15 protein-coding genes are annotated in these 18,531 nt (G+C 68.1%); 4 read left to right on the top strand and 11 right to left on the bottom strand.

Going from position 1 to position 18,531, the window contains the following annotated elements; all coding sequences use genetic code 11:
* Nucleotides 1-158: 158 nt before the first annotated feature.
* The 3 genes from Q0309_RS07785 to pdxH form a co-directional block, all read right to left on the bottom strand.
* Nucleotides 159-1,217 (bottom strand): diguanylate cyclase, encoded by a 1,059-nt coding sequence (locus Q0309_RS07785; protein ID WP_299439206.1) that lies wholly within the window; start codon nt 1,215-1,217, stop codon nt 159-161.
* A gap of 133 nt (nt 1,218-1,350) precedes the next feature.
* Nucleotides 1,351-2,280 (bottom strand): cation diffusion facilitator family transporter, encoded by a 930-nt coding sequence (locus tag Q0309_RS07780; protein ID WP_299439204.1) that lies wholly within the window; start codon nt 2,278-2,280, stop codon nt 1,351-1,353.
* Between the two features lie 94 nt (nt 2,281-2,374).
* Nucleotides 2,375-2,980 carry a pyridoxamine 5'-phosphate oxidase gene (pdxH, locus tag Q0309_RS07775; RefSeq protein ID WP_299439202.1) on the bottom strand — a complete coding sequence of 202 codons (606 nt, stop codon included), beginning with the start codon at nt 2,978-2,980 and terminating at the stop codon, nt 2,375-2,377.
* 275 nt (nt 2,981-3,255) lie between these two features.
* Here pdxH and Q0309_RS07770 point away from each other — a divergent pair, with 275 nt between their 5' ends.
* The 3 genes from Q0309_RS07770 (at nt 3,256) to Q0309_RS07760 (ending at nt 7,850) form a co-directional block, all read left to right on the top strand.
* A complete protein-coding gene (locus Q0309_RS07770) occupies nt 3,256-3,750 on the top strand; it encodes an RT0821/Lpp0805 family surface protein (RefSeq protein WP_299439200.1) in 495 nt (164 codons plus the stop codon).
* Between the two features lie 126 nt (nt 3,751-3,876).
* Complete coding sequence (locus tag Q0309_RS07765) at nt 3,877-4,869, top strand: J domain-containing protein (protein WP_299439198.1); 993 nt, start codon at nt 3,877-3,879, stop codon at nt 4,867-4,869.
* 173 nt (nt 4,870-5,042) lie between these two features.
* Nucleotides 5,043-7,850: a phosphoenolpyruvate carboxylase gene (locus Q0309_RS07760; protein WP_299439196.1), complete on the top strand. Its 2,808-nt coding sequence runs from the start codon at nt 5,043-5,045 to the stop codon at nt 7,848-7,850.
* Nucleotides 7,851-8,260: 410 nt separating this feature from the next.
* Here the strand turns inward: Q0309_RS07760 and Q0309_RS07755 are convergent, their stop codons facing one another.
* From Q0309_RS07755 to Q0309_RS07725, 7 genes are all read right to left on the bottom strand, one after another.
* Nucleotides 8,261-9,193, bottom strand: coding sequence for a ribose-phosphate pyrophosphokinase (locus tag Q0309_RS07755; protein WP_299439194.1), 933 nt, complete (start codon nt 9,191-9,193; stop codon nt 8,261-8,263).
* Between the two features lie 232 nt (nt 9,194-9,425).
* Nucleotides 9,426-10,487 (bottom strand): hypothetical protein, encoded by a 1,062-nt coding sequence (locus Q0309_RS07750; RefSeq protein WP_299439192.1) that lies wholly within the window; start codon nt 10,485-10,487, stop codon nt 9,426-9,428.
* 10 nt (nt 10,488-10,497) lie between these two features.
* The gene (gene pgeF / locus Q0309_RS07745) at nt 10,498-11,265 is read right to left on the bottom strand and encodes a peptidoglycan editing factor PgeF (protein WP_299439190.1); all 768 of its coding nucleotides are present in this window, start codon (nt 11,263-11,265) and stop codon (nt 10,498-10,500) included.
* A gap of 4 nt (nt 11,266-11,269) precedes the next feature.
* Nucleotides 11,270-12,343: an SAM-dependent methyltransferase gene (locus tag Q0309_RS07740; protein WP_299439188.1), complete on the bottom strand. Its 1,074-nt coding sequence runs from the start codon at nt 12,341-12,343 to the stop codon at nt 11,270-11,272.
* Complete coding sequence (gene lgt / locus Q0309_RS07735) at nt 12,340-13,182, bottom strand: prolipoprotein diacylglyceryl transferase (protein WP_299439245.1); 843 nt, start codon at nt 13,180-13,182, stop codon at nt 12,340-12,342. Before lgt ends, Q0309_RS07740 begins: the two co-directional genes overlap by 4 nt.
* A gap of 10 nt (nt 13,183-13,192) precedes the next feature.
* Nucleotides 13,193-14,020, bottom strand: a complete 828-nt coding sequence (locus Q0309_RS07730) for an ABC transporter permease (RefSeq protein WP_299439186.1) — start codon at nt 14,018-14,020, stop codon at nt 13,193-13,195.
* A gap of 165 nt (nt 14,021-14,185) precedes the next feature.
* Entirely contained in the window at nt 14,186-15,268 is a 1,083-nt protein-coding gene (locus Q0309_RS07725; RefSeq protein ID WP_299439184.1) for a patatin-like phospholipase family protein, read from the bottom strand.
* A 138-nt stretch (nt 15,269-15,406) separates the two neighbouring features.
* On the opposite strand from Q0309_RS07725, the gene Q0309_RS07720 reads away from it, so the two are divergent.
* Nucleotides 15,407-15,805 (top strand): DUF2237 domain-containing protein, encoded by a 399-nt coding sequence (locus Q0309_RS07720; protein WP_299439182.1) that lies wholly within the window; start codon nt 15,407-15,409, stop codon nt 15,803-15,805.
* 97 nt (nt 15,806-15,902) lie between these two features.
* Here Q0309_RS07720 and Q0309_RS07715 read toward each other — a convergent pair whose 3' ends face one another.
* On the bottom strand, nt 15,903-18,200 hold the full coding sequence (locus Q0309_RS07715) for a methyl-accepting chemotaxis protein (RefSeq protein ID WP_299439180.1): 2,298 nt from the start codon (nt 18,198-18,200) through the stop codon (nt 15,903-15,905).
* Nucleotides 18,201-18,531: the final 331 nt, after the last annotated feature.

The raw sequence follows: 18,531 nt of genomic DNA, 5'->3' as shown, positions 1-18,531 counted from the left end.
CGGCCGCCCGCGACTGTAGGAGAAAGACGTTAACATTCCGTCTGCATTGAACCCCCTGCCGGCCGACTCGGTGGAACGGGGCCCGCATCTTTGAACGCGACCCGCCACAGGATCGACTCTGCGGACTGGCCGGCCGCGAGACGGGCGTTTCTTGCGGGTCAGCCGGTCCCCGCCTCCCGAACCGGCCTGCTTCCCGGAACGGTCCACAGACCGCCAGTTCCCGCACCGAACGTCGGCACAGCCGCGCCGCCTTCCCCCGACACAACCCGATTGCATCCGGCGCGCCGCGCCCGCCTGAGCCTGTCTTGCGCTTCGGAGAGCAGCCACGACTCCACCTCCGGGCCGGAGCACCGGCGCGACGCGACGCCCACGCTGACGGTGACGTGGTCCGCGACGGGAGAGGCCGTATGCGGGAGGCCCAGGGCCTCGACGGCATCCCGGACGGACTCGCCCACCACCCGCGCGCCGCGCAGGTCCGTGTCCGGCATCAGGCAGGCCAAGTGCTCGACGCTGAACCGGGCCACCAGATCCGACGGACGGCGCAGGCGGCTCGCCACGGCGTCGGCGACCTGGTGGAAACACGACTCGGCTGTTTCCACACCGTCTTGCGCCCGAAAGGCCTTGAAATGGTCCAGCTCGACCAACAGCAAACCCAGGTGACCGTCGGTTCGCCGGAGGCGTCCGCTTTCCCGACGCAACACACTCTCGAACACGCGCCGGGTCATGACCCCGCTGGCGCGTTCGGCGCCGACAGCATGGGCTTGTTCCTCCCGCAGCCGCCGGAGTTCGATCAGGGTGTGGACGCGCGCCCGCAGCAGGTGCGGATCAAAGGGACCCGTGATCACGTCACTGGCCCCGCGTTCCAGCCAGGCTGCCGGGGTCGCCCCCGGGGTCGTCGCCGTGTCACGCTCGGACGCGGCCGACCCGCCATCGAGTCCGAGCAGCAGCACTGGAATGGAGCCGACCCGATTGTCGCGCCGCAAGGTCAGACAGACCTCGGCGGCGGTGTCCGGATCGACACCGTCGGCGCCGGACGCAGCGACGGTCAGGACGACCAGGTCAGGTTGCTGGCCCGCAACCGCCGCCCGCGCCCGCCCGGTTACATCACCGCCGGCGGCGGACACCACGGACACGTCCCAGTCGGCGCCGAGAGTGTCATGAAACGACTCCCCATGGGGCAGGTCGCCACCAATGACCACGATCCGCGCTGGATCCACCTCTCCGTCCCTCCCATCCTCGGCACCATTCCGACTGAGCCCCGACGGGGTCGCCCGCCCCGCCTCGGACACCCGCGCGACGCCGTGTCGGCACCCTAACGACCCGACCGTTAGACGCCAACAACGAAAACAATCATCCGTTCGAGCCCCTGGCCTCGCGGTTGGCAGGTGACGGGCTTGCGTCACCCGGCTCGGGCGGCACGTCACGCTCTTCCCGCACGCCCCAGGGATCCTGATGGATCAAGACCTCCGCCCCCGGAAACGCGTCCAGAATTTGGGCCTCCACCTGCTCGGCAATCCCATGGGCCGTACGCAATGTAAGATCACACTCCATCTCCAAGTGCAACTGAATGAACTGCTGCGGGCCGGACGACCGGGTGCGCAGGTCATGTGCATCCATCACTTGAGGATGCGCGCGGGCAATCTCAAGGATCCGGCGCCGATCCTCGTCCTCGAATTCCCGGTCCATCAAGTAATTCAGAGAATTCTTAAGTATGGACCAAGCGTTGTAGAGGAGATAGGCGGCAATAATGAGCGCAAACGTTGGATCGGCCCACGGCAGATCCGCCTGTGTGGTCAGGAGGAGGGAGACGATCACGCTGATGTTGATCAGGATGTCGCCAGCGTAGTGCACCGAGTCGGCCCGGATGGCCACGGAGCCGGTGCGCCGGATCACAAGCCGCTGAAACGCGACCAGGGCCAGGGTCAGGACGATGGACAGCACCATGATGGCGATGCCCAGGCCCGACCGCGCGACGGGCTCGGGATCGAGGACGCGCGACGTCGCCTCGATGGTCAGGAACAACGCCGACCCGCCGATGAACGCCGCCTGGGCCAGCCCGGCCAGCGGCTCCGCCTTGCCGTGGCCGAACCGGTGGTCATGGTCGGCCGGCTCCAGCGCCACGCGCACCGCGAACAGATTCAACAGCGAGGCCGCAGCATCCAGGATGGAATCGATCAGCGTGGACAACAACGCCAGCGACCCCGTCAGCGCCCACGCGATCAGTTTCACCACGATCAGGGTCCCGGCCGTGCCGACCGCCGCGTAGGTGGCCCAACGCATCAGGCGATCGTCCGACAACCGCCCCGTTCGTGTTTCGGCCGTTCCAGGCGCCTCCCCCATCATCGCGTTCCTTCCACCATCGGGCCGTGTCCCATCACGGATACAGGCGCTGAGTCTGCCACGCCACTCCATCCCAACTGTAAACCACACGATCGTGCAACCGAAAGGGACGGTCGCGCCAGAACTCGATGCGATTGGCCACCACGCGGGCGCCGGTCCACCAATCCGGCCGGGGGATCGCCCCGATCCCGAACTTGGCGCCAAAGGAGGCGACCCGCTTCTCCAACTCCAGGCGTTCGGTGAGTGGCCGCGACTGCAACGAGGCCCAGGCACCAATGCGGCTTTCCCGCGCGCGGGACTCGAAATACGCATCGGCTTCGGCGTCGGGAACCGGCACCACGGGCCCCTCGACCCGCACCTGGCGCCGCAGGCTTTTCCAATGGAAGCACAGCGCGGCGTGGGGATTGGCGCGCAGGTCCTCGCCCTTGCGGCTTTCCATGTTGGTGTAGAACACGAATCCGCCCTCCGGACCGGGCCTGGGCACGACGTCCTTGAGCAGCACCATGCGCACCGAAGGTCGTCCGTCCGCCGTTGCCGTGGCCAGGGCCATGGCGGTCGGGTCGTTGGACTCGCTTTTCTCCGCCTCTTTCAGCCACGCCTGGAACAGGGCGAACGGATCGGACACCATCAGGGACGACACGGGGACAACCTCCCTCCCGGAAACCAAGACATCATGCGCGGGGACAAGGGATGGGGCGGACGCTGCCATCGGCACCCATCCCCTGGCGCAGACGTACAGGATCGCCGCGCAAGCGTGGACCCTTTTTTCGCCATCTTGCTCGCACATATTATGGTAACGGATTCTTGGATTTGGTGGCCGCGAAGGCCGCGCGCACCCTGTATCCGGACAGGCGCGGTGACGGGCGGTCCCCGCGTGCCGCACCCTGGTCGACACGGAAAGGAAAGGTCGGACCGATGGACAGATTTGTGAAGCGCTCCACCGCCGTGGCGCTGGCCGCCACCCTGCTGGCCGGCCCCGCGCTGGTCGGCTGCCAGACGGCCAACAGCCCCAAACAGACCGTCGGCACGGTGGGCGGCGCCGCCTTGGGCGGACTGCTCGGTTCGCAGTTCGGCGGCTCGACCGAGTGGAAAATGGCCGCCACCGGTCTGGGCGTGCTGCTTGGCGGCCTGGTCGGCAGCGAGATCGGGCGTTCGCTCGACGAAACCGACCGGATGCGCATGAGACAGGCCTCGCAGCAGGCCTACCAGGCGCCGGTCGGGCAGACGATCTCGTGGAACAACCCGCAGACGGGCAACTACGGGTCCTTCACTCCGGTCCGCGACGGCTACACCAACACCGGCCAGTACTGCCGGCAGTTCCGCACCACCGTCACCATCGACGGCCGCCTGGAAGAGGCCACCGGCACCGCCTGCCGCCAGCCGGACGGCACGTGGCAGATGGTCAACTGACGATCGCTCCCGCCCTCTCACGGCGCCGCGACGGCAGACGGCCCGGCGAAAGAACACCGCCTCTTTCGCCGGGCAGTCGTGTATGATTGCTCCGATCGCCCATACCCCTGAAGCGACCGCGCCGCCATGAAGGACCCGTACGCCGTGCTCGGTGTGCCGCGCAGTGCCAGCGCGGACGAAATCAGACGCGCCTATCGGCGGTTGGCGCGGACCATGCACCCTGACGTCAATCCGGGCGACCCCGAAGCCGAGGACCGCTTCAAGGAGTTGAGCGCGGCCCACGACGTGCTGGCCGACCCTGACAAGCGGGCCCGCTTCGATCGCGGTGAAATCGACGCGCAGGGCCAGGATCGCCCGTTCGGGTTCCGCCACCATCCTGGCGCTGGCCCGCGCACCGCGAAAGGCCGGGCGAGGTCGGACGGCGGGTTCCACTTCCATTTCGAGGACCTGTTCAAGGGCGCGGACTCGTTCGAGGACATTTTTGCCCGTGCTCAGTCGGCCAAGCACCGCGCGACCGGCGCGGGCGGCGGCGGCGCGCAGGGCCACGGCCGGCCGCAGCGCGGCGGCGATGCCCAGTACCGCTTGCGCGTTCCGTTCGAGGACGCGGCCCTGGGCACCTCGCGGCGCATCACGCTGACCACCGGCAAGACGCTGGATGTCCGCGTCCCGCCGGGCACCGAGAACGGCAGCACGCTGCGTCTGCGCGGCCAGGGCAATCCGGGCCACCACGGCGGCGAGGCCGGGGACGCCCTGGTGGAAATCCTGGTCAAGGACCACCCCGTGTTCCGCCGCGCCGGCGATGACGTCATCGCCGAGGTGCCGGTCAGCCTGCGCGAGGCCGTGCTGGGCGCCAAGATCACCGTGCCGACCCTGAGCGGCCGCGTGGCCGTCACCGTGCCCGAGGGCTCCAACACCGGTGCGACCCTGCGCCTGCGCGGCAAGGGCCTGCCGCGCAAGGACGGTACCGGGACCGACGCGCGCGGCGATCAACTCGTGCGCCTGCGCATCGTGCTGGAGGACGCCGACGACGAGGCCCTGCGGGCCTTCGTCCGCAAGTGGCGCCCGGCCGACGCCCGCGACGTGCGCGCCGACATGGAGGACCCGGCGAAGGAGGGATAGCGCGCGGCGTGAGCGATGTCGGTTGTTGGTTCGCTCTCAACGCCCGCCCGGTGTATCGAAATTGTCTCGGGCGAACGCGGTACACCACGTTGCAATGCCGCACGAACCCTGTACACTTTTCCGTGCCGGCCCGTGCCGCCCGGCGTTCCCCCTCCCGCACCGCGAGTTCCAACATGCCCGCCATCATCACGTCGCGGCTGTCCGACGCGACGGCCCTGCCCAAGGTCGACCAGGACCTTCGATTCCTGATGGATGCGTTGGCCGAGGTCCTGCGGGACATCGGCGAGGACGCCGTGGCCGAACGCCTGCCCTGGCCGCGGCGCGGCGACACGCTGGTCACCGTGGACTCCGACGGCGTCAACCAGTGGCCCGACGATCCGGCCGACCCGCTGGCCGAACGCTGCGTCGAGGCCCGCTCGGTGGCCTTCCAGTTGCTCCATCAGGCCGAGGAAAACGCCCACGCCCAGAGCCGCCGGCGGGTGGAAACCGACGGCCCGCTGGACGCGGATTCGGGCTCCTGGGAATACGAACTCATCCACCTCGCCCGCGATGGGTTCACCCCGGAAGAGATCGCCGAGGCCCTGGCCACCATCCGGGTCGAACCGGTGCTGACCGCGCACCCGACCGAGGCCAAGCGGGCCAGCGTGCTGCACCACCACCGCGCCATTTACCGGCTGCTGGTGGACAGCGAGAACACGATGTGGACGCCGGGTGAACGCGCGTCCTTGCGCGAGGACACCAAGGCCGGCCTGGAACGCCTCTGGCGCACCGGCGAAATCCTGCTGGAAAAGCCCACAGTCGAGGGCGAACTGGGCATCATCCTGTATTACCTGGGCGAGATGTTCCCGCAGACGCTGCCGTGGCTCGACCGCCGGCTGGAGACCGCCTGGCGCCGCGTCGGCTTCGACCCCGCGCTGCTGCGCGGTCCCTCGCACCGACCGCGCGTGACCTTTGGAACCTGGGTGGGCGGCGACCGCGACGGCCACCCGTTCGTCACACCGGAGACGACGGCCTGGGCGTTGGCCCAGCTTGCGACCACGGCCCTGAAGAACCTGCGGGAGCGACTGGAGCGACTGGCCGCCGGTTTGTCACTGGCGACCACCCGCCAATCCGTCCCGCCCGCCCTGTCCGAACGGCTGAACGCGATGGTCGAGGCCCTCGGGCCGGCCGCCGAACCGGCCCTTGCCCGCAACAAGGACGAGCCGTGGCGGCAGATGATCAACCTGATGATCCTGTCCCTGCCCGACCCGGCCAACCCCTTGGCCCCGCACCACTACCGCCGCCCGCGCGAGCTGCTCGCGGACCTTGATGTGATCGCCGAGACCCTGAGGACCCTGGGCGCGCACCGGCTGGCCGAGCGCGACGTCGGCCCCGTGCAGACCATGGTCAAGGCGTTCGGGTTCCATCTGGCGACGCTGGACGTACGCCAGAACAGCGCCTTTCACGACAAGGCCGTGGCGCAGTTGCTGGTGGCGGCGGGCATCGACGGCGCCGACTTCCCACAGTGGGACGAATCGCGGCGGCTGGAGTTGCTGAACCGCGAACTGGCCTCGCCGCGCCCGTTCATGCATGACGGCACCCGCGCCGGCCCCGAGGCCGCCAGCGTGCTGGGCGCCCTGCGCGTGCTGGCCCACCGCCTCGAGGACCGAGGCCCGGACGGACTGGGCGCCCTGATCATCAGCATGACGCGAAGTGTGTCGGACCTGCTGGTCGTTTATCTGCTGGCCCGCGAGGCGGGGCTGTTGACCTTCCCCAACGGCGCGGCGGTGTGTCCGTTGCCCGTGGTGCCGCTGTTCGAGACCATCGAGGACCTGGAGCACAGCCCCGACATCCTGGATGCCTTCCTGGCCCACCCCGTCACTCGCGCCAGCCTGGAGGCACAGCGCGCCGACGAGGGCGGAGAGCGGCCACGCCAGCAGGTCATGATCGGCTACAGCGACAGCGGCAAGGACGGTGGCATCGTCGCCAGCCAATGGGGGCTGCACCGGGCGCAGGCCGCCATGGTCGCGGTCGGGCGGCGCCACGGCGTGCGGCTGCGCTTTTTCCATGGCCGTGGCGGCACCATCAGCCGGGGCTCCGGCCCGACCCACCGCTTCGTGCGCGCGCAACCGCGCGGCGCCATCGACGGCGAGTTCCGGCTGACCGAACAGGGTGAGACCATCTCGCAGAAGTACGCCAACGTCGTCACCGCCGCCTACAATCTGGAACTGCTGACGGCGGGCTCGTTGAGCGCCACCTTGCGTGGCAGTCGCCCGAACGGAACGGACCCGGGCCTTGGCCCCGTCATGGACCGGCTGGCGGAGGCCAGCCGGCAGCGCTACCGCTCCCTGCTGGAGTGCGAGGGGTTCATGACGTTCTATGGGCAGGCCACGCCCATCGACGTGATCGAGTCCAGCCGCATCGGCTCCCGCCCCGCGCGCCGCACCGGCCAGCGGACGTTGCAGGACCTGCGCGCCATTCCCTGGGTGTTCGCCTGGAGCCAGTCGCGATTCCTTGTGTCGGCCTGGTTCGGCGTCGGCACCGCGCTGGAGACCTTGCGGCAGGAGGATCCCGACGGGTTCGACCGCCTGGCCGCCTGCAAGCGCGCCGCCGACTGGCCGCCCCTGCACTACCTGATCAGCAACGCCGGCACCGGCTGGGCCACGGCCGATCCCGCCGTCATGACCCGCTACGCCAGTCTGGTCGAGGATACGACCGTGCGCGAGCGCGTGCTGGGTCTGATCCTGGAGGAATACGAGCGCACCCGGATCGGCCTGGAGACGATCTACCAGGGGCCGCTGTCGGAAACACGCCCGCGCGTGCACCGGGTGCTCAGCCTTCGGTCGCCGGCACTGGCGCCGATCCACGACCGGCAGGTTCAACTGCTAGCCGAATGGCGCCGGTTGCGCGCCGAGGACCGCGAACAGGACGCCGAACGGTGGCTGCCGTCCCTGCTGCAGACGGTCAACGCCATCGCCGCCGGCCTGGGCGCGACGGGATAGGGCGGGTGTCCCCCTCCCGCCTAGCCTATCATATTCACACTTGTTTCCGCCGAAGCGGTGGCTCTTCGCTCGCGCGGCGTGTGACTCGTCATTGCGAACCCTCGTCGCAAGACGAGGGTGAAGCAATCCAGAGCGTAAAACGCAAGTACACGCTCTGGATTGCCCCAGTTTTGGTTTTTGGGCTGCGCTCCTCGCAATGACGAAAAAGAGTAATGATGTGTGAATCAGCCGTCGTAGGGTGCGTCTGGAGGCGGCGACGCCGCCGACGACGCACCAAGTGGCCGCGAAGGTCGCGAGGCGGTGCGTCGCCCGCCGCGTTCGCGGCGGTCAGACGCACCCTACGGGCTGGGTGCGACGGGATAGGGCGCTCCGCTTTCGGCGGTCCCCCTATCCCCGGTGCCCGGCCGCCCTCAGTCGAACAGGCTGGAGACCGACCGTTCGTCACTGATGCGCTCGATGGCCTGGGCGATCAAGGGCGCGATGGTCAACTGGCGGACGTTCTTGGCCAGACGCATGGCCTCGGTCGCCTGGATACTGTCGGTGATGACCAGGCTGTCCAGCGGCGACGACGTCACCCGGGCGACCGCGCCCCCCGACAGCACGCCGTGGCTGACATAGGCGCTGACGGCCGTGGCACCGGCCTCCTTCAGGGCCACCGCCGCGTTGCACAGGGTGCCGGCGGAGTCGACGATATCGTCGACCAGGATGCAGGAGCGCCCCTTGACGTCGCCGATGATGTTCATCACCGCCGACACGCCGGCGCGTTCCCGGCGCTTGTCGATGATGGCCAGGTCGGCCTCGATGCGGCTGGCCAGACCGCGCGCGCGCACCACGCCGCCCACGTCGGGCGAGATGATCATGGGTCGCTCACCCGGGTAGCGCTCCATGATGTCCTTGGAAAACACCGGCGCACAGAACAGGTTGTCCAGTGGGATATCGAAAAAGCCCTGAATCTGGCCCGAGTGCAGGTCCAGCGTGACCACGCGGTTGGCGCCGGCCACGGCGATCACGTTGGCCACCAGCTTGGCGGTAATCGGCGTGCGCGGCGAGGTCTTGCGGTCTTGCCGGGCGTAGCCGAAATACGGGATCACCGCCGTGATGCGGCGCGCCGAACTGCGGCGCAATGCATCCAGCGTGACCAGAAGCTCCATCAGATTGTCGTTCGCCGGATACGACGTCGGCTGGATGACGAAACAATCCTCGCCGCGCACGTTCTGATGGATTTCGACAAAGACCTCCATGTCCGAAAACCGGCGCACGGAGGCATCGGTCAGTTCGATGTTCAGATAGGCGGCGATGGCTTCGGCAAGCGGACGGTTGCCGTTGCAGGCCACGAGTTTCATGGGCCAGGGTCCCCGGAGGCGATGAGCAGGATCGGCGGCGCGCGCCCTGCCGGACCCGCTGGCGCGGACGATGGCCCGAGGACGGCAACCCCAAGAGAAGCCTTGGCGACGGAGAGCCAGCCCCCTCCGTCGCCGCGCGCGGCGGACTATATCAACCGCTCCGCCACCCGACAATACGGCTTTCACCAAGCTGTCATGACAGCCGTTGTCGCACGGACGGCGCGCCGGGGCATCAGGACCCTGGCGGCACGACGATCCCCTTGCGCACCAGGATCTCGCCCACGCCCATGACCGCCCCCTCGGCGATCAGGGCCGCCACGTCGCCCCAAGGGCCGTCCAGGCTGCCGACCGGGATGGCGTTTTCCTGCGTCATGCGTCCCAGCAGGTCGCCGTCGCCATCCTTCAGTTCCCAGACGATGGTGACCTGCTCCTGCGAGACCGACTCCAGCGGCAGCAGGTCGACCGCGCCGCGCACGCTCAGGCGGTCGGGGGACGGGGTGTCCTGGATGGTCACGCCGTTCTGTTCGAAGATGCGGGTCAAGGCGCGTTCCAGCGCCTCCTTGCCGTCGCCCGGCGCCCGCGTCACCTCCGGCGGCGCCATGACCAGATCGGCGGCCGAGCGCGCCGGCTCGCCTGCCCGGCGTTTCGGCGTTTCCGCCGCCGGGGCACTGGTGGCATCGTCCTCGGCCGCCTCGGTGTCGGCCGGCTCGGTGTCAGCCTTTGGGGCCGCCCCCGGCGGCGGTACCGCCGCCAGGGCCTCGTCCACTCCGCCCGGTTCGTCCGCCAGCCCCGAGCCCGGCCCGATCATGCCGACGACGGACGCCCGGCTCTCGCTGGCCACCAGGGCCGCCACCCGTTGGTCCCGCGCGGTCCACAGGCCGTTTGACACGGTCACGTGGCGGGTCGTCTCGTCGAGCACCGTGCCATCCGAGGCCAGCAGGCTCCAGCGCACGTCGAGCCCAATGCGGCCGCCCTCCGGCTCGTTGCCGACCAGCCACCCGAGCAGCACCAGCCCCGGCGCGTCCGCCGCCGCGCTGTTGACCACGGTCGCCGGGATCTCCCAGGTCCGCAGGCGGTCGGCCATCTCCACCGCCATCGCGCGGTTCAACGGCGGCGGCGCGCCGACCACCGGCGGCACGGCCACCCCGATGCCGGATCGCAAGCTGACCAGCGGGTTGTCGTCGGGGGCATAGGCGTGGTGCCGAAAGGGCTGCGGAAGGCCACAGGCCGCCAGGACGATCAGCGCCGCGACCACCAGCGCGCCGCGCAGCCCGACCAGGGATGACCTCGGCATCGTGGCTCCCTCACCGCTCCAGGGCAATGGCCGACAATTGGCGCCCATAGTCCTCCTCGCCGCGCAGGGTTGCCCGGCGATGACTAAAGAACCGCGCCTCCTCCCGACAGGTGTCGCACGGCGTGGGCATGATCTCGCGCACCCCCGCGCGGGACAGCTGTTTGGCCACGAACCCGGGCAGGTCGAACAGAAAGTGTCCCTCCCGGCGGGCGTCGGCGAAGAAGGCGGCGTTGGTTTCGTCCTGTTCCAGGAACGGGGCGGGGAACTCCGGTCCCACCTCGTAGGAGCGCTGGCCGATGCACGGACCGATGCCGACGATGATCCTGTCGGGCTTGGCGCCGAGCTCCGTCATGGTGGCCACGGTGTTGGCCAGAACGCCGTTCAGCGCCCCGCGCCACCCGGCGTGCACGGCCGCCACCACGCCCGCCTTGCCGTCGGCCATCAGCACCGGCGCGCAGTCCGCCGTCAGCACGCCGAGCACCAGGCGCGGGCGCGTCGTCACAATGGCGTCGGCCACCGGCATGGCATCTCGCGGCCATGGCTTGTCCGTGACCACGACGTCGGTGGTGTGCTGCTGGCTGACCGTGACCAGCGCCTCCGGCGGCATCTCCATCCGCTCGACCGACTTCTGTCGGTTCTTGGCCACGTTGGCCGGATCGTCGCTGGACGAATACCCGCAATTGTTGCTCTCGTACAGCCCCTCGGAAATGCCGCCGTCCCGCGTGCAAAAGGCGTGGCGGACCCGGCTCAAGGCATTCAACGCGGATACGGTAATCATGGAGTCACGTCCCTTCGAAACCGGGTGGCGAGGCCAACCCAGGCGCGGTCACGGCAAAGACCCTAAACAAGGTGCCCATTTCCCCGGGATCGATCAAGCGACGAACTCCGGAGCGGACCGCCTCGGCCTGATTTTCGTTGGCATGGCGACACAACTGAGCGGCCCGCATTTCCGCGCCCAATGCCCGAAGCCAAGAACCTTGATCTACCGGGCCATGCGACAAGACCCCAGCAGACTCGGCTGATTCAGCCAATGCCTGAAAATCCACATGGGCCGTCAGGTCCACGGTGCCAAGACCCTGAAGGACAGGATGTTGCGCATGACGTCGCACCGCCTGCAGTGTGTCGCCGCCCGCCGAGACCGCGTGGCCGTAGTCGATGAACACGGCGGCACCGCCCCGGGCCGCCACCCGGCGGGCCACGGCGGCCACGACATCGCGGGCCGCCGGGCACACCTCGGCGATGGCGCCGTCCGGCGCCCGCGCCCGCACACGCGGGTCCAGGTCGTCGGCCGCGACCGGCTCGCCGGTCACGAAGCGAAAGGCGCCGTCCGCGTCCACGTCGACCCGGCGCAGATGCCACGCCGCGCCGACCCGCACGTACTGGCGCACCGGCAGCGCATCCAGGAACTCGTTGGCGATCAGCAGAAGGGGTCGGTCGGGCAGGGTCTCCAGACCGTCGTGCCACGCCGTCACGGCGTCGCCCAGGGTGGCGCACTGGACCTCGCGCAGGGCCGGGCTGGTCTCCACCAGGTGCACCTCAAGCGCCTCGCGGAACGCCGGCACCGGGGCCAGCGCCCGCAGGGCATCGGCCATCAGGGTGCCGCGCCCGGGGCCGCACTCGACCAGCGAGACCGGCTTGGGCATTCCCAGAAGCTGCCAGACCACGGCCGTCCACAGGCCGACGACCTCGCCGAACACCTGGCTGATCTCGGGGGCCGTAATGAAGTCGCCGGCGGCGCCAATGGCTGTGCCGCGCGCGTAGTACGCGGCGTTGGCCTCGGCCATGACGTCTTCCACCGGAAGGGGTCCCTCGGCCGCGATGCGCGCTCGCAGCCGGTCCTCGACGGGCGTGCTCATGCGGGCGCGCCGGGCCGCCACGCCGGCGGCCGGTACCAGGCCCAGGCCAGGAACGCCAGACCGGCCAGGATCATGGGCAGCGACAGGATCTGGCCCATGGTGATGACCCCGAACAGATAGCCGAGCTGCGGATCGGGTTCGCGGAAATACTCGACCACGAAGCGGGCCAGACCGTACCCGGTCATGAAGACCCCGATCAGCGCCCCGCGCCGCGCCCGCACCGCCGCGACACGGAACAGGATCATGGTCACCGCGAACAGGACCAACCCTTCCAGCGCCGCCTCGTAGAGCTGGCTGGGGTGGCGCGGCTGGGCGTCGGCGGTTGGAAACACCATGGCCCACGGCACGTCGGGCGCCGGGCGGCCGTACAGCTCGCCGTTGATGAAGTTGGCGATGCGGCCGAAGAACAAGCCGATGGGCGCGATGCACGCCAGCAGGTCGCCCATGGCCAGCGGAGGAATGCCCTTGCGGCGACAGAAGATCAGCAAGGCGATGACCACGCCCAGGAATCCGCCGTGGAAGGCCATGCCGCCCTGCCAGACCATGGCGATCTCGGCCGGGTGGTCGAGGTAATACGGCAGGTTGTAGAACAAAACGTAGCCCAGCCGTCCGCCCAGCACCACGCCCAGCGTGGCCCAGACGAGAAAATCGTCCGCTTGCTCGGCCGTCAGCACCGCCGGCGGCGTGCGCCCCAGGCGCCGCAGCATCCACCAGCCCAGCACCAGCCCGCCGATGTACGCCAGCGCGTACCACCGGATGACCAGCGGGCCGATCTCAAAGGCCACCGGGTCGATGGCCGGAAACGGCACGGCGGCCAGGGTCGGAGCGGCGGCAAGCAGGTCCACGGTGTCACGCCTTCAGTTTGTAGCCCGACTTCAGCATGGCGTACCCGGCCGCCAGCAGCACCACGTTGGCCCCCAGCACCACCGGCAGGCCGGCCGTGGCCAGGGCGTCCTCGTGGCCGATGAAGCCGTAGCGAAATCCGTCGATCATGTAGAAGAACGGATTGATGTGGGCAAAGAGCTGGAAATTTTCCGGCAGGCGATCGATCGAATAGAACGTTCCGGACAGGAATGACAAGGGCGTGATGATGAAATTCGTCACCGCCGCCATGTGGTCGAACTTGTCGGCCCAGATGCCGGCGATGATGCCCAGCAGCGACAGCATCAGCGACGCCCCGAAGGCATGAAACAGAATAAAGCCGACGTTGTGGATGTGGATGGGCACGAACACGGCAATCGCCGCCAGCACCGCCACACCCACCACCAGGCCCCGCGAAACTCCGGCCAGGGCATACGCCGTCAGGATTTCCACGCTGGACAGCGGCGGCATCAGCACGTCGACGATGTTGCCCTGAACCTTGGAGATGATCACCGACGACGACGTGTTGGCGAAGGCGTTCTGCACCATGGCCATCATCACCAGACCGGGGGCGAGGAATTCCATGAACGACACGCCGGGCACGTGCGGCGTCACGTCCCGACCCAGGGCCAGCACAAAAATGGCCAGGAAGATCAGGGTGGTGACGATCGGCGCCATGACGGTCTGCATGTAGACCTTCAGGAACCGCCGCACCTCCTTGAGGTACAGTTCCCAGGCGCCGCGCCAGTTGACCGCGCCAATGGCGCGCGGCTGCGGCGCGGTGAAATGGGTGGCTCTGGCGCCGTCGTCCCGCACGGCATCCTCCTCATATCGGTGGCAGTGGTGTTTAGGCCGGGTTGGCGCGCCCGGCAAGGGATGTTGCGGTGGCGGACCGTATCCGCCCGCGCGGAGGCGGCTCGCCATCGGGCGGGCGCCGCCTGCTATTTGGACCGCACCCGCCGCCGGGACAAGGCCGCGCCGTCACGGCGCCGGCGCGGGGTCCGGACCCACGGCGCCGTCGGGCCCGAGGTATTCCTGGTGCAGGTCCACGGTGGAGCACGTGCCGACATCGTCGACATGGGCCAGCAGCCACGCCTCCGCCGCCGCGCGGCCTCGGTCACGCAGATCGCACAGGAAATCCCAGTCGGTGCGGTACTTGCTGGCCACTGTCAGGTCGCACATCAGTTGGTCGGCCCGGACGGCGTGGAACCGCACCCGCCGCAGCTTGCCCTTGTGCTCCTCGTTCAGCCAGTCCTCGTCGATCAGTTTCTGCACGAAGGCGATGGCCCGCATTTCCCCCAACAGGGGGCTGTTGAAGCTGATCTCGTTGACGCGGTCCATGATGTCGGGGGCGCTCTTGGGTACCGTGTGACGCTCGATCGGGTTGATGTTGACGATCAGCACGTCGTCGGTGCCGGTGTGATAGAAGAATGGGAACAAAGACGGGTTGCCCATGTAGCCGCCGTCCCAGAAAGCCTCGCCGTCGATCTCCACCGCCTTGAACAGGAACGGCAGGCAGGCCGAGGCCATCACCACGTCGGTTGAGATCTCCGGCGCCGTGAACACCCGCACGCGGCCGGTGCGCACGTTGGTCGCGCTGATGAACAGGCGCGTGCAGCGGCAGTCCCGCAGCGTGTCGAAATCCACGGTCTTTTCCAGCACCTTACGCAACGGGTTGAAGTCGAACGGGTTGAGGACATAGGGCGAGACCATGCGAGTGGCCGCGTCGAACAGGGTGAACAGGGGCGAGCGGTCCATGCCCCAGGCCTTGGCCCAGCCGTCCCACGGCGTCGTCCGCACCGGCGAGAACCATTGTCCGGCCTCGCTGACGTGCGACCAGAACTCGTGCAGCGCGGTGCGCGCGCCGTCAGGGCCGCCGGTCATCTTGCCGTAGGCATAGACCACGGCATTCATCGACCCGGCGCTGGTCCCGGACAGGCCGTCGATCGCCAGGCGGCCGTCCTCCAGCAGCTTGTCCAGAACCCCCCAGGTGTACGCGCCGTGGGACCCGCCACCCTGCAGGGCGACATTGAGCGGCTTTGTGTTCGGGCTTTGGTCCATCATGGGCTGCTGTCCTTCCAGGGCCGCCCGTGGGGCGGCGTGGCCGTCCGCGTGTGACAGTGGGATGACGCCGCGCCGGCCCATCCCCACATCCCAGAATGACATGGGCTCGCGGAAGGCCCAGGGGGAGGAGTGCGTGCCATGACCGAAGACAAAACCACTACCGCCCGCAATGTCCTCGGCGGCCAGCTTGCGCGGTGTTCCCTGCGACCCTTGACGGGGTTCTACCGGGACGGATGCTGCAACACGGGGGATGATGATCCGGGATCCCACACGGTGTGTGCCGTCATGACCCTGGAGTTCCTGGAATTCAGCCGGCGATCCGGCAACGACCTGCTGACGCCCCGGCCCGAGTACGGCTTTCCCGGGCTTCAGCCCGGCAATCGCTGGTGCGTGTGCGCGTCGCGCTGGCTGGACGCGTTCGAAATCGGCATGGCCCCGCCGGTGGTGCTGGAGGCCACGCACGAACGCGCGCTGGAGGTCGTCACCCTGGAGGAACTGAAGGCCTACGCGGCGCCGGGGCAGGGATCGCGCCTTTAGGGGGGCCGGGTGCCGGTCGCATGATCCAACGGGCAAACCCAGCCGGAGAGCGCGAAGGCCATCGCGCTCCGGCACCACATCCCGGGAGACGATCCCGTTAGCCGCGCTGGCGTTGTCGGACGAAGGTTTCGAGGCCCTTTCTCTGGCCTTCGCCGACGTCCAGGCGTATGTGCGTGTGGGTCGCGGTTTCCGACACGACAATGGCCTCTACCGTCCCCAGGTCCGGGACCTGCAATGTAAGCCTCTGACCGCGATCCACCCCCAGCGGCCGATCCAGGACTCCGACGCCGCTGAGGGACACATCCTGCAGCAGCGTGGAGTGCTGCGCCCCGCCACCCACGTCGATCGTGCACGCGACGTTGATGGTCCGCAGGGCGTGGATCTCGCGTTCCTCTTCGCTGCCCGAACGGACGATCCGTTCCAGATCTTGCAGCATCCGCGCGATCTGCTCGCCGACTTGAGTCGCCGCCTGCTTGACGTCGCGGGCGTAGCCACCGGTCGTTTCGGTGCTGTTGGAGACATCCTCGATGTTGCGCGACGCATCCTGGGTGCTCTGCGCGGCCTGCTGGGCGTTCTGGCTGATCTCGCCGGTGGCGGCGGATTGCTCCTCCACCGCGGCCGAGACGCTGGAGGTGACTTCGTTGATTTCGCCGATCACCCGCACGATGCTTTCGATGGCCTCGACCGCGTCCTTGGTCGAGGTCTGGATGGTGCTGATCTGTCCGGCGATGTCCTCTGTCGCTTTTGCGGTCTGGTTGGCGAGCGTCTTGACCTCGTTGGCGACCACGGCGAAGCCCTTGCCGGCCTCGCCGGCGCGCGCGGCCTCGATTGTCGCGTTCAAGGCCAAAAGGTTCGTCTGCTTGGCGATATCGCTGATGAGGTTGACCACCTCGCCGACCTGGTTGGCGGCGGACGCGAGGCCCTGGATCCGTTCGTTGGTCATCTCGGCCTGATTGGAGGCCCGACGGGCAATGTCGCTGGCACCGCTGACCTGCCGACTGATCTCGGCAATGGAACTGGCCATTTCCTCGGCGGCCGCCGCCACGGCATCGACGCTGGACGACGACTCGCGCGACGCATTCGCGGCGGCCGTCGCGCCACCCTCGGAGATGGTCACCGCCTCCGCCATCTTGACGGCCGCGTCCAGCATCCGCTTGGCCTGTTGCTGCACCTCGGCGATGGACCCCCGGACCTGTTCGTCCAGGGCGTTCGTCAGGGCGAACATTTCCGTTTTAACCCGCCGCGCGTTGCGGCGATGCTCGGCTTCCTGCTCGGCCTGCATCCGGTTCAGGCTGATGCCATTGTCCTTGAAGACCTGCACGGCCTTCGACATCTCGCCGACCTCATCCTTATGGTCCTGGGCCGGGATCTGCACCGCGAAGTCCTTGTGCGCCAGCCGTTCCATGGCGGCTGTCATGGCACGGATCGGCTGGGCGATTCCCCTGCTGAGGATCCAGGCCGCCGCAACGCCGATCAGAATGGCAACCACCGAGAGGGAAATGGTGATGACGACGGTCTGGGAAATGATCGCCACGGCTTGCGGGCCGAGAGTGTCGCGAACCCGCTTGGTATCCGTGATGAACCGGACGATCTGATCCGCGACGGTTGGCCCCACAACATCAAGGACTCCGCCAACAATCTCATCGCGCCTGTGGATCACGTCGGCGACGGCATCGAAGGCCTCCTGGTAGTCCTGCTTGCGCGCGACGGCTTCCTCTGTCGTACGCCGCAACACAGGGTCCTGCAGCACGCCCAACAGGGCGGGCGCGGCTTCATCGTATGCCGTGAGGGCTTCGAACGTTCGGGTCTCTTCGGTGCGGTCGGCGTTGCCAAGGAACTTGCTGGAATGGATGCGAGCCTGAAGCAGCTCTCGAAGCATCAATCCGGCCCGATAAGCCGCTTCTGAATTGTTGTCCTGATCAGACTCCCGCATGACGGACGTCAGGGCGTTTTCGAGTTCCGGGCCAACGGCGAGGAACACCTGTGTCAGGTCTGCGCGTCGACGCTCAAGGTCGATGACGTTGGTGAAGGCCGACAGGTACTGGCCGGCGAGGTCGTTCATGTCCCTCAGGCGCGCCTCGGCATCCGGATCGTCAGCCTCTTCCAAGGCGGTGACGATATGCTCGCGCGAGGCCTCCATCTGTTCAAGGGCCGACTCGGCAACGGCTGGGTCGTTGTCAATGAGGTAGTTTTTGACATTCAGTCGGGCCTGCAAGAACTCAGCCTGAAGCTCGCTGATGGTGTGCGCGGCCTTGGCCGCATCGCGGTACTGATTGAACATGTCCTGCACGGTCAGGAACTGAAGAGTCGAGAGACCCCCTACAGCCACAAGCAAAAACAATACGACCCCGAAACCACCGTACAGCTTCGAACCGATGCGAATCGATTTGAACATGATCAAAGTCTCCGTGCCGCCTGCCCCAAAATCACAAAGGACGAATGCCATCTTCGCTTCAGTGTCTTCGTGGTTTGCCCCCTCCACGAACTGCAGCCAGACACACAGTGTCTACCTTGAAGCGCTCCTTGGCAACCGAAGCAAGGGGGTGTCCACCAACGCCGCAACCGGTGGACGGTGGCGTTCGGGGCCCTGTCCAAGGCCGCAACCCGGATGCGTCACTGGACTGTGACTCGGGACCCCGAATGCCCCCGGATCGGCGCCACCTTGCCCCCTAGGCGGGCAACGCACCGCCACGCGGCTGGCGCACATGGTGCGTTGCGCCCCGGTC

It is taken from the genome of uncultured Rhodospira sp., assembly GCF_937138205.1.
In the GTDB taxonomy this organism is placed as follows: domain Bacteria; phylum Pseudomonadota; class Alphaproteobacteria; order Rhodospirillales; family Rhodospirillaceae; genus Rhodospira.
The sequence above is the reverse complement of the archived record's forward strand: the minus strand, read 5'-3'. Positions and strand labels throughout refer to the sequence as shown.